Below are 14,035 nucleotides of genomic sequence, written 5' to 3'. Positions count from 1 at the left end.
TCTGATTCACGCATTTTGTCCGTGTATAGGTTTACAATTTTGAATTAAATTGTGTCAACCTATTTCAGTACATGACCCACGCACAAGGCCGGAGCCGGCCTCCCGAAGTTTCGGGATCACTCCTCCCCGCAACTAACATACAAGATTTATTTATGGATTGAGGGATCATTGGAATTTGATAACCTTCAATTTTTGAATTGACTGAAAAAAGGGATAGTAAGATTTAATGAAGGGAAAAATTTTCCTATTCTAGGACTTTTAATAATTCTTTTTTCAATACATAATCACCTTTTTTTTCTTTGACCATCATATCCAAAAGTGAAATGTCCTCAGCCTCTTCCAAATCAATCTCGACAGATTCATAGCCTAGCTTTTGAAGTAACTCTTTCAAAAAGGCCTTTTCTTTTTCGGTTCCGGGATTAATAACTAGGTGACCCATGGTTTTTATAAATCTAAAATGGAAATGAACATCAATTTAATACCGATAAGCAAATAACAAAACTATTCAGCTCCAATTTTACTATTTTCATTCTTGAATCCCTCACTGGAAAATCTCAATTCATCAATGACCCAAATTGAAAAAGTATGTTGTTAAATTTTAAGATACTATCTGTTTTTCTGTTGTTACTGAATAATCTCTTTTCAAGTGAAGAAATCCACATCCGCATCAACCAACTCGGTTACCTGCCCGCCGATACCAAAGTGGCGGTTGTTTTCAGTAAGAATACTGTCAAAGAAAATTTCCTACTTATCAACCAAGCCACCGGAAAAGTAGCTTTGGAAATCAAGCCCGAGCGACTCCAAACCAATGAATGGGGAGGTTTCCTGTATTGGGAAGCTGATTTTTCTCAAGTAACCGAACCAGGTGCATATTTTCTCCAAGGGAAAAAAAGCAAAAGCCAATCATCTGTTTTTCCGATCGGAGAGGAGGCATACACCGGACAACAGGAATCTCTCTTGGAATTTATGCGGCAACAGCGCTGTGGTTACAATCCTACTTTGGACATGGTCTGCCATGCAAAAGACGGACGGACTTTCTTTGGTCCGATGGCAGACAGCACCTATGTGGACCTGAGTGGCGGTTGGCACGATGCCGGCTACCAACTCAAATACCTCATCACTTCAAGCTATGCGACTGCGCACATGCTGATGGCGTATGAATTGTATCCCGACAGGTTTGAGGACAAGGTAAATGCTTTGGGTCAATCCGGTCTAAACGGAATCCCGGATGTATTGGACGAAGCGAAGTGGGGGCTTGATTGGATTCTAAAAATGCATCCGGCACCGGACCAACTTTTCCATCAGGTAGCTGATGACCGGGACCACAGGGGTTTTAAGATTCCAAACCAGGACAATGCGGATTACGGTTGGGGTGCCAATTCTTACCGGGCAGCCTACTTTGCCACGGGAAAACCACAGGGCCTGATGAAGTACCAAAGTGAAGCAACCGGAGTGGCCAACCTTGCCGGGAGAAGTGCTGCGGCTTTGGCTTTGGCGGCAAGGATCTGGGAAAAAGATCTGAAAGATCCGGAATTTGCCGAGACATGCAGGAAAGCTGCCATTTCACTTTACCAAATGGGAAGGGAAAAGGAAGGCTACCAACAGGGTAATTCCTACGGTGCGCCTTACCGCTACAATGAAGAGACATGGGCCGATGACATGGAGTGGGCGGCTGCCGAATTGTATAAAACCACCAAGGACAAAACCTACCTGGAACAAGCCAAAAAATATGCTGTACTGAGCAACACGGCTGACAGTTGGACAGTCAAAGATTCTGCATCCCATTACCAATTGTATCCATTTATCAACATGGGACATTTTGCTCTTCATGGCGTGGTGGATGCTGATTTCCAAAAAACCTTGGAGGGATATTACCTTGACGGAATCAAATATACCTTGAAGCGGGCGCAACAAAACCCTTTTCATGTGGGAGTTCCTTTCATTTGGTGCAGCAATAATCTCTTGACAAGCTTGGCGACTCAGGTGATATTGTATGAGAAAATGAGCGAGGACAAGCAGTTTGAGCCCTTTTTGAAGGCCCAGCGGGATTGGCTTTTTGGTAGAAATCCATGGGGAACATCCATGTTTACCAAAATGCCTGAAGGTGGAGAATATCCTGTGGAAGTGCATACAGCGCCTTATGTGTTGTTGGATATGCAGGTTCCGGGAGGATTGGTAGATGGGCCCGTTTATACTTCGATTTACAACAACCTACTTGGTTTGAGGCTTTTGAAACCGGATGTTTTTGCCCAATTTCAAAATGAACATGTGGTCTACCATGACGATGTGGGCGATTACAGCACCAACGAACCCACTATGGACGGTACCGCTGGATCAATCTTGATGATGACGTATTTTAGTAAGGGCAAGTGAGATTCTAATGGGAAAGGGTGGGTGAAGGTGAAAATTGGGAATAAATTGTGTTGCTATAGTAGCTTAGGTGCGCCAGTGTAATGTTAAAAACTGATTCCTGCACTTATTCCAAATCGAACAGGATAAAATTCTGCCCCATAGTCCGCACCCTCTGAATTATAGAATACTAACACTGGAGTATACCCTGCCCTAAAAAAGAAACCACCATCAGGTTTCTGATAGCGATAGCCAATTCTTCCCGTAAGAAATTGATCCCAATACACTTGCTCCCTAATGTTATTTTGATAATTGGTGTCAATAATAAAATCCCGATTTTGAGAGGTTAAGAACCCAGTTCCAAACTCCAAGTGATGGCGAGATTTTCCCAAAAAAGCTGTGATCTCAGAAGACCATGAAGGTGACCAAAATGATGGATAAATCGGTTCACTTGCCTTTGTATATCGCATTGAAAAACCTGCACTAGCTGAAATTTTCAGCCTGCCTTTTTGATGGAAAATACGACTATAATTGAGTGCATACAGACTGGAATTTCCACCGACTTCAGCATAAATAGCATTTTTGGCAGTGAATAGTTCAGCTTCGTCTTGGGCAAATATATTATTTTGAATAAGCACTAGCGAGGCAATTAACGGGAAAAGAAGGAACTTGCTAGATAGTGACAAATTGATTTTGGTTTTCTTTGGAATTATAAATGACCTCAACATAAGTTACTGTTTATGGGAAAAGTATGGTTTAGAGTAAAAACTCTTCCTAATTTATTCTTAAGATGTTATAAATTCAACTGATTTTTAAATTTTATTATCGTAAAGATGAGGGAATTCCTTTTGCGGTTAATTTAAAAATCCATGTAGGTTTTGATGATTGGGACTATATTTCAAGATTAAAAAATCGTCCACAGTCCATAGTCCACCAATATCATTCTACACAAATCATGTTTCTATTGTGTAAAATAGAAGGATGGTTGATAAATTTAAAAAGCCCCAAATCGGGGCTTTTTCTATAGTTATACGGGTTTACAAAACGACTAAAGCATTTAAATGATATTGGGATACTAATTGATATTACTTCGATCAGGCGTGAATATCCAACAATATCAATTTTTGAATATCAATTAATATCTTTTTAGATTGATTTACTGAATCCAAACTTCCTCTCCTCTTTTTCCTGCATCCTGAGGTCAAAAACCATGCATACGTTGCGGATAAAAGGCAGCCCGGTTGACAGGATTTTGATTCCCTTGGCGTCAAATTCGATGATTCCCTCTTCAGCAAAAGTCTTTAACTTTTCCCAGTTTCTTTTTCCCAATACAGAATAGTAACAAAAGTTCCAATCCGCTTCATGGTTGCAGATCAGTTTCAGGATCAGGTTTCTGGTTTCAATATCTTCATTGGACATCATGTGTCCTTTGCTGATCGCAAAATGTCCCAAGCTGATTTGTTCTTTGTAAAGGTCTATTTCCTTGGTGTTTTGGGCATAGGCGTAATAGACATCTGATATGGAACTGTTGCCCAAGCCTAACAATATCTTGGACGGAGAGGTGGTATAGCCCATGAAATTACGGTGGAGGGTTTTGTTTTTTTTAGCGATATAAAGCGGATCATTTTCCAGTGCAAAATGGTCCATCCCAACCTCCAGGTATCCCATCTCTGTGAGGATCTGTTTTCCTTTTTCGTAGAGATTCCTTTTTTCTGATTCCTTGGGAAGAAATTGCTCAAAACTTTTTTGGGAAGGAAATGCCGATGGCAGGTGCGCGTAGCTGTAAAAGGCAATGCGGTCGGGTTTGAGTTCGGCGACTTTCTCAAAAGTAGCGCTGATCGTCTCGGCTGTCTGATGAGGCAAGCCATAGATCAAATCAAAATTCACCGAAGTATAGCCTATTTCCCGTGCTACATCAGTGGCTTCCTTGACCCTTTCAAAAGGCTGAATGCGGTGGATGGCTTTTTGGACTTCTTCATTGAAATCCTGGATGCCGTAACTCACCCTGCGGAAACCCAAATCAAACAAAGTCTGCAAATGTCCACGTGTGGTATTGTTGGGATGTCCCTCAAAACTGAATACGGCATCGGGCATGACTTCCGAGCTTCCGATGATTATTCCCAACATTTCTTCCAATGACTCAGGGGAAAAAAATGTGGGTGTTCCCCCTCCAAGATGGATTCCGGCAAGTTTGGGTTTTGTGTCCAATATTTTCAAATAAGCATCCCATTCATTCATGATTGAAGTGATGTAGGGCGTTTCTACAGCGTGGTTTTTGGTGATCCGCTTGTTGCAGCCGCAGTAGGTACAGAGGCTTTCGCAGTAAGGAAGATGGATATAAAGGGTGATTCCTTCCGATTCGCCAAAGTCCTCATAGGCCTTTTTGACCAAACTGATCCAACCCCGTTCATTGAGGTCGTCGGCCCAAAGGGGTACGGTCGGATAGGAGGTATAGCGTGGTGCCGGGACGTTATATTTATGGAGAAGTCGTGGTGAGATTGCTGTCATTGCTACAAATATTTCCCACAAATTTCACTTTTTAGGTTGCGGATTTTCATGACCAATACTGCAGTAGAAGATGATAAATGTCATGGTTTTATTTTGGAAATGGTTTTTGGAAATTATCCTTCGCATTTGCGTAAAAAGGGACTGCCATATTTCATTTTGATATTCTTTAAAAATATGGAAGATCTATTTTCACACCAATCCCGAATGGGATTAAATACCATCAGGTTATTTACCCCGGATAGAATCCAGAGGCAAAAGGAATCTTCAAGAGAGCCAACAACCCTGATAGGGGTTGAATAAATAGCAAACACATATTTTAAACCTTACTAAATCTTCCTTTACAATTCTTTTTTTCAAAAAGTAAAAACCCTACCCGAAAGAAAAGGATGGACATTAAAACTTAATTTGATATTTTTAAACTCAACCAACATCCCAAACCCATGAAAACCCATTCCACTGATTCTTCACGAAGGAAATTTTTAGCAAAATCCGCGTCACTCGCAGCAGGTTCTGTTTTTCTCAATGGCATTGCAGAAGCACTCACCCTCCATGACAATCCTGTTGCAAAAATGAAAATTGCACTCGTTGGTTTGGGCGTTCGGGGAGTCAACATGTTTGGGAGAGACGTACAAAATGTCTACAAGGATCAGATCGAGTTTGTGGGTCTGTGCGATATAAACCCTGGACGTTTGGAATTTGGAAAGAAGCACCTTGGGGTAGATTGTCCGCTGTTTACCGATTTTGACCAAATGCTTGCTGAGCGCAAACCTGACGTAGTCATCGTCACCACAATGGATTCTACGCACCACATCTTTATCATCAAGGCTTTGGAAGCAGGGATCAATGTCATCACCGAGAAACCAATGACTACCGATGAGGATAAGTGTCAGGCTATTCTAGACGCCGAGCGCAAATCAGGCAAGAAAGTCATCGTCACCTTCAATTACCGCTATTCTCCCCACCGTCAGCGGATCTATGAAATTCTCCGCAATGGTGAAATCGGTGACATCACCTCCGTGGATTTTCATTGGTATCTTGATACTTCCCATGGGGCGGATTATTTCCGCCGGTGGCATGGGTACAAAGCAAAGGGTGGGACGCTCCTCGTCCACAAATCCACGCATCACTTTGACCTGCTCAATTGGTGGTTGGATTCGGACGCGGAGGAGGTTTTTGCCTATGGAGCTTTGGAGTTTTATGGAAAGAACGGGCCTTTCCGAAGTACCAATTGCCGTCCTTGCCCACACAAATCCAAATGCGATTTTTATTGGGACATCACCAAAAGCAAGCATATGGTGGACCTTTATGTCAACAATGAGCACCATGACGGTTACCTTCGAGACGGCTGTGTTTTCAGGGAGGATATTGATATTTATGATAAAATGGCGGTTCAGATCCGATATATGAATGGGGTTCAGGTGAGTTATTCGCTGACAACATATTCACCTTATGAAGGTTACCGCATCGCATTCAATGGGACCAAAGGCCGCGTGGAGGCTTGGATCAAAGAAAGCCAACCTTGGGAAGAAAAAGAGGAAGACGAAATCCGCCTGACCAAAAACTTTGGAGAAACAGAAATCATCGTGATTCCTCATGGAGGCGGGGGTCATGGAGGCGGAGATACCCGTCTCAAAGACAAGCTTTTCCTAGATCCCAACATGTCCGACCCTTACCGACAATCCGCCGGAACCCGTGACGGGGCCATGTCCATCCTTGTCGGCATCGCCGCCCGCAATTCCATCGAATCCGGCAAACCCATCAAAGTCGCCGATCTGACAGATATTGAATTGAAGAAGAGTGGGAGGGGGAGATAGAGGAAAGGGAGGGAAGTCAGAAGACGGAAGTAGAGTGGTGTGTAGAATTGGACCGAGAATTCAATTGAGGATTCAAGAATTGATTATCCATTTTGAACCCCGAAGGGGTGATAGTATTATAGAAAAAAATTATTGTTTTACCACCAAAACCCCGAAGGGGTGATATGCTACATGCCTGGAACATTTTCCCAAATCTATATCCAATATGTTTTTGCCGTTAAGGGGAGAGAAAACCTCTTGCTAAATCCTTGGCGAGAGGAAGTGTTTAAATACATGGCAGGAATAATTAAAGGCAAAAAGCATAAACCCATAATTGTAAATGGGGTAACTGATCACGTACATGTTTTTGTTGGAATCAAACCTGCGATGTCAATATCCGATCTTATCAGGGACGTTAAAAATAATTCTTCCAACTTCATCAATGAGAATAAATTTGTAAAAGGGAAGTTCGAATGGCAGGAAGGATATGGTGCGTTTTCTTATTCCCATTCCCAATTGGATAATGTATATCAATATATTTTAAACCAAGAAGAGCATCACATGAAAATTTCCTTTAAACAGGAATACATTTCATTTTTGAAGAAGTTTGAAATTGAATATGAAGAAAAATATTTGTTCGATTGGATTCATTGAAACATGTCACCCCTTCGGGGTTTTGCGAATTATGATCTTTCTTTTCTATAATCATTTCACCCCTTCGGGGTTTTTGGAAATGTGATATTGGTTTATCCTATAAAAATGACACCCCTTCGGAGTTGATCAAATTTTGATTTTCACCAAACTCTCGAATCCATTATCTATTTACTCTTTCACCCTCCCATCCATATCTTCCCTATCTTTTTCTGGGAATAGGGGGAATTTGACGGGTTTGTTGTCGCGGGTAGAGCGGTAGATGGCGGTGAAAAGCTCCACAGTTTTGCGTCCTTCTTCGCCTGTGATGAGGGGTTCTCGCCCTGCTGTCAAGGCATCCAAAAATTCCTCAATCTGCTTTTCGATATAATGGACAGTGGGATCGATGCTGTTGAATATCTCTGTGTCTTCTTTGGTCCATTCAGCGATCAGATGTTCTTCTCCAGGTACAGTCCAAAGGTCATTGACAGGTGGCCCTGCTATGCCTGATACACCTGCGATAAACATGGCACCTGCCTCAGGTGTCACGCCCACGGAAGCGCCGTTGCTGCCGTGAATCTGTACTTTGGTATGGATTCCCGGTTTTTGGCAATTGCTGAGGAAGATGCTTCCCAGACCGCCGTTTTTGAATTTGACTATCGCTAAAGCTGTGTCTTCGACTTCGATGTAGGGATGGGTCATATTGGCCCAAGTTCCGTACACTTCATCGATTTCTCCCATCAGCCAAACAAGGAGGTCTAGCTGATGCGGTGCCTGATTGACCATCACGCCGCCGCCTTCATGTTCCCAGGAACCTCTCCAAGGGTCGGATTTGTAGTATTTTTCATCCCTCCAACTCAGCATGTTGATCGTGCCGAGGATGGGTCTGCCGATTTTCCCATCGTCAATGGCTTTTTTCAACCTGATGACCGGTTCATAGAATCGCCTTTGGCTGATCGTCCCAAGTTTCTTGTTGTATTTTTTACCCGCAGCAATCATCACATCACAGTCCTCCAAAGTTGAGGCCAAGGGTTTTTCGACGATCACATGTGCGCCTGCCGCCATGGCTTCGAGGGTGGGGTCAAGGTGATTTGGATGTGGCGTGCAGACCATGACAAGGTCGAGTTTTTCCTTTTCCACCATCTCCGTGATATTGTCATAGGCATTGACGCCATATTCCGAAGCAAAAGATTTTGCTTTGTCCAAAGTCCTGCTGTAGACTGCCGCAAAATCCGAGGTGGGAAGGTGCTTCAAAGCTTTGGCGTGAAGGTGGGCTACTTTGCCGCAGCCGATGATTCCGGTTCTATACATGTTGGTTAGGTTAGGGTTGAAGGATTACTTTGTTCAGTCCTGGTTCTTTGGCATACAGTCTTCTGAACCAAGATGCACCATCTTCCAATGGGGCAGTAGCACTCAGTAAGGAGTCCACATCGACGAGTCCTTTTTCGATCAATTCGAGTACGATGCCATATTCTCCCGCGATGGCACAACTGCCTTGCAGACGGACTTCCCGTGTGACAACAGCCTGAAGCGGGATTTCTACTTTTGGAGAAATATTGCCCACCAAAGTCACCGTCGCTGCTTTTCTTACATTTTCAATGGCCATTTTGATGGTCGCACTGACACCGACAGCTTCGAAAGCTATATCAGCGCCTCGGTTGTGGGTGAGTGCCAAAATGGATTCATGGATATTGGAATCGGTTGCTGAATTGAAAGTATGTTCTGCTCCGAATTTTTTGGCAAGGTCCAATTTTTGGTCATCGATGTCAATGGCGATGATAGTACCTGCATTGGAAAGTTTGAGCAACTGTACCAAAAATAGTCCGATCATGCCTGTGCCCACTACCAAAGCCGTGTCACGGAGATTGATGGGAGTGAGGTCGATCGCATGGGCCGCGACAGCTACTGACTCCACCATGGCCGCCTGTTCAAAAGTCACCGAATCCGGCAAGTGGTAAAGGATGTGTTCAGGGACAACGACATATTCCGCAAAAGCGCCATGCCTTTTATATTCTTTGGGAGAAACGCCAAGCACCATCCTGCTATCACTGAGGTTGTATTTTCCTTTGAGTGTGTACCAATCGTCAAGATCGTAAACAGTGGAGTCGAAGGTGACCCGGTCGCCGACTTTATAGTTTTTGACAGCGGACCCCGCTTCCACGATAACCCCGGATGCCTCGTGTCCCATGATCAGGGGTGGATTTCTCCTCCCCGAGCTCCCGTCAAAACCGTGGATATCACTTCCGCAGATTCCGCAGGCCTTGACCCTGACCAACACCTCATTGGCTTTGTATTCCGGTTCGGGCATGTCTTTATACACCAGATTATTGTAGGATTCCAGTACCAGCGCTTTCATATTCAAGGGTAAAGAGTTTGAAATTAAAAATAAGGGAAATTTTGAAGAAATAGGAAAGCTTATGGTCGAATGGACCAATAAGATGCGGAAAGGATTCCGATCCATTAATTTCTATTAATTTCAGTTCAAATAAATGGTTAGAATTTCGATGAACGACATTTATTGACTCTTTTTGTAAACCAATTTTTCGTAAAAATCCTTACATTTAATTAAAGTTACGGTTATGATTAAAGAAACTGAGTTAAGAAATAGGCTTTCCAAAAAAATCAAACAGATACCTTCAGATAAGCTGGAGTTGTTGGAGAATTTTATCCTTAAGCTTGAAAACCCTACCTTACATAAAGAAGATATTTTGTCTTTTTCTGGCTCATGGAATGATTTGGATAAGGATATAGCAAATGATTTTACTGAAAGATTGATTGCAAGGAGAGAAAACAGTAAAAGAAGAATAGATGGATAGGGTAATGATTGATACAGATATCCTTTCATATTTTTTTAGAGGAGATCAAGAGGTAAAGATTAAATTCAAGGAATATTTAGAGCATTTTAATTTTATCGAAATCAGCATTATTACCCATTATGAAATCACTAGTGGTTTGCTTGCAAAAAATGCTTTGAAGCAATTAGAAGTTTTTGATGATTTCATGTCCGGAAATATCATACTACCACTTACAATCAATTCATCAAAAATCTCCTCTGATTTATATTCCTCATTAAGGAAGTCAGGAAATTCTGTGGATGATATTGATTTACTGATTGCCGGAATAGCTATTGAAAATAATTTAACATTGGTAACCAATAATGTGAATCATTTTGGTAGAATAAGGGATTTGAAAATTCAAAATTGGAAAAGCAAATAGTCTGATTTCCTGAGCCAATCGATATGCCTAATTATTACCAATCCCAAACATTCACCAATGCTGATTATGAATCTAAGACTTTTGTCAAAGGGGAATATGAGTCGTGTATTTTTAAGGGCTGTGATTTAGCAAATGCTGACTTGTCGGGATCTGTTTTTATCGAATGTGAATTTTTGGGTTGTAACCTCAGTATGGCAAATCTTTTCAAAACAGCTTTCAGAGAGGTGGTTTTCAAAGACTGCAAGTTATTGGGTTTGCGATTTGACAAATGCGAAATCATAGGTTTGGTCTTGGGATTTGAGAATTGTGTTTTGGACCATGCTTCATTTTTCAGAACAAAGCTGCAGAAGACAGTATTCAAAAATTGCAGGTTGAAGGAATCTGACTTTTCAGAAGCGGATTTTAGTGCATCCATTTTTGACGACTCGGATCTTTCAGGAGCAGTTTTTGACAATACCGTTTTGGAAAGGGCAGATTTCAGGAATGCATCCAATTTCAGTATCGATCCCGAGAGAAACCGGATCAAAAAAGCAAAGTTTGCCCTCGATGGACTTCCGGGTTTATTGGGAAAATATGGAGTTGAAATTGGGTAGTTCAAGCATAGTTCAAGTCTTCAGACTTGGACTTTCGATCTAAAATTTTTTTCGAAATAGCAGTCCGAAGACTGCATTGAGATGGCCCAAGACTAAGTCTTGAACCAACACTAGTTCAAGTCTACAGACTTGGACTAAAATGAGAAAGTCTTCAGACTTTATTTTCCAAATTCTCTTACTGGTTTTTTTACCGCAATGGACGCAAAGGTTTTGCAATGGTCGCAAAAGGGAATCCAAGAAAATTTACCAAAGGAGTGCCCTGAGAACTCAGAGATAAGGGGGCATCATTCATAATTCTGAATTCATCATTTATTTTTCTCTCCGTCTTTGCGTGAGCAATAAAAAACACCTCCAGTCTTGAACCAAAAATCACATTTCCTTAAATTCCACTTTGCTGATGATATCCAAGGTCACGTGCAGCATCACTGCAGCCACGACGAAAATACCCATGCTGACACCAGTCATCGCAAATATAAATTGTCTTGAGATGACAAACCCAAATATGCCTGCCGCCAAGGAAGGTAAAATCCCAAATAAAAACACCCCTCCAATAATAACGGGCTTGATCAGCTTCCTGTCCCAACCTTCTTCAAATCCCACCTGCGTCGTGAGTGTAATGGCAAAGCCCGTTAGATAAAACGCCACCATGCAGTAAGGAAACAGCAACATCAATCCCCAATTCAGGTCTGCTATCAGCACCGTGGGGATGATCATAATTACTGCAAAAATCAAAGTCTGATAAATGTCCAGCTTGATCATGTTCCAAAACTTGGAAGGCCAAGAAGCAGGAATCAAGATAAAAAAGGGTTTTTTCAAATCCCCCACACTCGATCTGCCCATTCCTGCCAAAAAGTAAAAACCTACCATCATTATCAGGTATCCATATATGATCTTGTGAGAGAACCATTCGAAATTTGACAAAATGGCCATGATAATGGCAATTGCTGCGAATCCTAAGCCATACAATCCAAAAAGTGGATGGAAATCCTGTCTCGAACTGTGGACGTAATTTCTCCAGTATAATGCCGTTGCACCGGTACCGAAGTCTTTCAGTTCTAGTTTCTTATTGAGGTTGAGGCTTCCTGTAGATTCAGAAGCTTGCTGCTTCCCTTTTGCTTTCTCCTTCACCTCCTCATTGGATTGGGTCGAATCGAGGACATCTTCATAATAATACCCAGCATGAGTCAGTACGAGCTGTACAATAATTAAAAATGAAAGCAGGTAAACGCCAATAAAGCCCATTGAACTCCAGAGATTATCATGGCTGACAAAAGTGATAATCCCCCGGCTCCAGCCGACAAGTGGAAAGAAATCAAACCATGATGAACCGATCCAAGCAAACATTCCCTGCCAAAATTTCTCTGCCATCATTCCTGGAATCAGCACCATCAGGAAGAGAATCACTCCGAGTGCAAATACACCGTTTTTGATATATCCCAAGATATTATACTTGGTGTTGAGCGTATAGATCAGAAACTTGATCGGCGAAAGAATAAAAAAGAATAATGTCACGCCGATGGACATCAACGCCAGATTCCAGAAGTTGAGATCAAAAACATCATTGAGTTGTGCCGTACTATAGATGACAAACAGAAAAGATCCTCCCAATGATGGGATGATTGACCTAATCATATAATACATCAGCAATTTCTGAGGTGAAACGGGCGAGGTAAAAAGCAAATTTACATCAGCCATGCTGAAGAAGCTGATGTTTTTCTTCGTAGCCCGATAAAGTTGAAACATCAGGAATGCCAAAGCCAATAGGGTAATTCCCCCGGCAATATTCTGAACTGCAAAATCCACTTCTTCAATTTGACCGGCAGCGTCCTGAAGGTTCCCAATTTCATCCGTGTTGATTTCTTGTTTTTTGCCTGTTCTTCGGAAATAGAAAAAACTGAAATAGCCCAACACAAACACATAAGGCAACAGCCTCAGGGGATTTCTGAGGATCAGCTTGATGTTATTGACCAGAATAAAAAGGTCTTTACGGATCAGAAGTTTGAACTCATTCATCTTTGGTCAATTCTAAAAAGAGGTCTTCTAAACTTGAGTCGCCTGTACTACTAAAGGCTGTCTTGAGATTGGATATGGTATCATTGCCGATGATGTTGCCATCTTTCATGATCATAATTCTGTCAGCGATAGTTTCGACGCTATCGATAAGGTGTGTGCTGACTAAAATGGTTTTTCCTTGGTCTTTGAGCTCCTTGAATATTTTTTTGGTGTTTTTGATGGCTTTTGGATCTAGGCCAATCATTGGTTCGTCAAAGAACAAAACTTGTGGATCTGGCAACAAAGCACAACAGATGGACACTTTTTGGCGCATCCCTTTTGACAAATCACGGCCGAGTTTGTCCGCTTTGTCGGTCAAGTCGTAGATTTCCATCAATTCGGCTGCTTTGTCTTTCCAATCCCTTATGCCATATGCCTGTGCAATAAACTGCATATGTTCTTTGACAGTAAGCAGGTCATAGACATGGGGTGTTTCGGGGATGTAAGAGAAATACTTCTTTGCAGCTACTGACAGGTGGTCATGACCTCCGATCTGGATTTCTCCGGCAGTCTTGCGAAGCAGACCCACGATACATTTCATCGTGGTACTTTTTCCGGCGCCGTTTGGACCTAATAGCCCGACTACTTCCCCGCCTTGTAATGAAAAACTGATGTCATTGACGGCATTTTGTTTGCCGTATTTTTTGATTAATCCCGAAACCTCAAGCATGATGGCGTACGTAAAAGTTTTTGATCTTCGGCAAATGTAACGCCTTCGGCGGATTTTGGTTTAAGACTTGAAGATAAACGCCGATTTTCTTACATTAATAAATATAATTAAAGATCCATGTGTAAATCATACTCGATTTTACAAGCTATTTTTCAATATCTTGGAAATGGGCCATTGATTATGTTCTTTTTGTACCATAAGGATGAATTTAATCTCATCATCGG

Annotated in this window: 13 protein-coding genes; 6 read left to right on the top strand and 7 right to left on the bottom strand. The window is 42.0% G+C overall.

Annotated features, from left to right (window positions below; translation table 11 throughout):
• Positions 1–244 precede the first annotated feature (244 nt).
• Positions 245–439, bottom strand: coding sequence for a hypothetical protein (locus MMU07_RS18015; protein ID WP_241127985.1), 195 nt, complete (start codon positions 437–439; stop codon positions 245–247).
• Positions 440–585: 146 nt separating this feature from the next.
• On the opposite strand from MMU07_RS18015, the gene MMU07_RS18010 reads away from it, so the two are divergent.
• The gene (locus tag MMU07_RS18010) at positions 586–2,373 is read left to right on the top strand and encodes a glycoside hydrolase family 9 protein (RefSeq protein WP_241127983.1); all 1,788 of its coding nucleotides are present in this window, start codon (positions 586–588) and stop codon (positions 2,371–2,373) included.
• A gap of 83 nt (positions 2,374–2,456) precedes the next feature.
• Here MMU07_RS18010 and MMU07_RS18005 read toward each other — a convergent pair whose 3' ends face one another.
• Entirely contained in the window at positions 2,457–2,987 is a 531-nt protein-coding gene (locus MMU07_RS18005) for a hypothetical protein (RefSeq protein WP_241127981.1), read from the bottom strand.
• A gap of 508 nt (positions 2,988–3,495) precedes the next feature.
• Positions 3,496–4,857 carry an oxygen-independent coproporphyrinogen III oxidase gene (gene hemN / locus MMU07_RS18000; protein ID WP_241127979.1) on the bottom strand — a complete coding sequence of 454 codons (1,362 nt, stop codon included), beginning with the start codon at positions 4,855–4,857 and terminating at the stop codon, positions 3,496–3,498.
• 440 nt (positions 4,858–5,297) lie between these two features.
• On the opposite strand from hemN, the gene MMU07_RS17995 reads away from it, so the two are divergent.
• Positions 5,298–6,671: a Gfo/Idh/MocA family protein gene (locus MMU07_RS17995; protein ID WP_241127977.1), complete on the top strand. Its 1,374-nt coding sequence runs from the start codon at positions 5,298–5,300 to the stop codon at positions 6,669–6,671.
• Positions 6,672–6,842: 171 nt separating this feature from the next.
• Entirely contained in the window at positions 6,843–7,304 is a 462-nt protein-coding gene (gene tnpA / locus MMU07_RS17990; protein ID WP_241127992.1) for an IS200/IS605 family transposase, read from the top strand.
• Between the two features lie 168 nt (positions 7,305–7,472).
• On the opposite strand, the gene MMU07_RS17985 is transcribed toward tnpA, so the two are convergent.
• A complete protein-coding gene (locus tag MMU07_RS17985) occupies positions 7,473–8,591 on the bottom strand; it encodes a Gfo/Idh/MocA family protein (RefSeq protein WP_241127975.1) in 1,119 nt (372 codons plus the stop codon).
• A 10-nt stretch (positions 8,592–8,601) separates the two neighbouring features.
• Entirely contained in the window at positions 8,602–9,636 is a 1,035-nt protein-coding gene (locus MMU07_RS17980; protein WP_241127973.1) for a galactitol-1-phosphate 5-dehydrogenase, read from the bottom strand.
• Positions 9,637–9,859: 223 nt separating this feature from the next.
• Between MMU07_RS17980 and MMU07_RS17975 the strand changes: the two genes are divergently transcribed.
• Genes MMU07_RS17975 through MMU07_RS17965 form a run of 3 tightly spaced genes read left to right on the top strand, consistent with a single transcriptional unit; the run spans position 9,860 to position 11,089 of the window.
• Entirely contained in the window at positions 9,860–10,096 is a 237-nt protein-coding gene (locus MMU07_RS17975; protein ID WP_241127971.1) for a hypothetical protein, read from the top strand.
• A complete protein-coding gene (locus tag MMU07_RS17970; protein WP_241127969.1) occupies positions 10,089–10,496 on the top strand; it encodes a type II toxin-antitoxin system VapC family toxin in 408 nt (135 codons plus the stop codon). The genes MMU07_RS17975 and MMU07_RS17970 overlap by 8 nt, the downstream gene beginning before the upstream one ends.
• Positions 10,497–10,519: 23 nt before the next feature.
• Complete coding sequence (locus MMU07_RS17965) at positions 10,520–11,089, top strand: pentapeptide repeat-containing protein (protein ID WP_241127967.1); 570 nt, start codon at positions 10,520–10,522, stop codon at positions 11,087–11,089.
• A 369-nt stretch (positions 11,090–11,458) separates the two neighbouring features.
• On the opposite strand, the gene MMU07_RS17960 is transcribed toward MMU07_RS17965, so the two are convergent.
• Entirely contained in the window at positions 11,459–13,102 is a 1,644-nt protein-coding gene (locus MMU07_RS17960; protein ID WP_241127965.1) for a putative ABC exporter domain-containing protein, read from the bottom strand.
• Positions 13,095–13,811: an ABC transporter ATP-binding protein gene (locus tag MMU07_RS17955; RefSeq protein ID WP_241127963.1), complete on the bottom strand. Its 717-nt coding sequence runs from the start codon at positions 13,809–13,811 to the stop codon at positions 13,095–13,097. Before MMU07_RS17955 ends, MMU07_RS17960 begins: the two co-directional genes overlap by 8 nt.
• Positions 13,812–14,035 lie beyond the last annotated feature (224 nt).

Origin of the sequence: Cognataquiflexum nitidum (assembly GCF_022538055.1) — a bacterium.
Lineage (GTDB): Bacteria > Bacteroidota > Bacteroidia > Cytophagales > Cyclobacteriaceae > Cognataquiflexum > Cognataquiflexum nitidum.
This window is presented reverse-complemented; position numbering and strand designations above follow the sequence as displayed.

Coding starts and splice junctions, on each gene's coding strand:
- MMU07_RS17980 (WP_241127973.1), bottom strand. CDS start 9,636: ATGAAAGCGCTGGTACTGGAATCCTACAATAATCTGGTGTATAAAGAC.
- MMU07_RS17960 (WP_241127965.1), bottom strand. CDS start 13,102: ATGAATGAGTTCAAACTTCTGATCCGTAAAGACCTTTTTATTCTGGTC.
- MMU07_RS17970 (WP_241127969.1), top strand. CDS start 10,089: ATGGATAGGGTAATGATTGATACAGATATCCTTTCATATTTTTTTAGA.
- MMU07_RS17975 (WP_241127971.1), top strand. CDS start 9,860: ATGATTAAAGAAACTGAGTTAAGAAATAGGCTTTCCAAAAAAATCAAA.
- MMU07_RS17965 (WP_241127967.1), top strand. CDS start 10,520: ATGCCTAATTATTACCAATCCCAAACATTCACCAATGCTGATTATGAA.
- MMU07_RS17955 (WP_241127963.1), bottom strand. CDS start 13,811: ATGCTTGAGGTTTCGGGATTAATCAAAAAATACGGCAAACAAAATGCC.
- tnpA (WP_241127992.1), top strand. CDS start 6,843: ATGCCTGGAACATTTTCCCAAATCTATATCCAATATGTTTTTGCCGTT.
- MMU07_RS18010 (WP_241127983.1), top strand. CDS start 586: ATGTTGTTAAATTTTAAGATACTATCTGTTTTTCTGTTGTTACTGAAT.
- MMU07_RS18015 (WP_241127985.1), bottom strand. CDS start 439: ATGGGTCACCTAGTTATTAATCCCGGAACCGAAAAAGAAAAGGCCTTT.
- MMU07_RS17985 (WP_241127975.1), bottom strand. CDS start 8,591: ATGTATAGAACCGGAATCATCGGCTGCGGCAAAGTAGCCCACCTTCAC.
- MMU07_RS17995 (WP_241127977.1), top strand. CDS start 5,298: ATGAAAACCCATTCCACTGATTCTTCACGAAGGAAATTTTTAGCAAAA.
- hemN (WP_241127979.1), bottom strand. CDS start 4,857: ATGACAGCAATCTCACCACGACTTCTCCATAAATATAACGTCCCGGCA.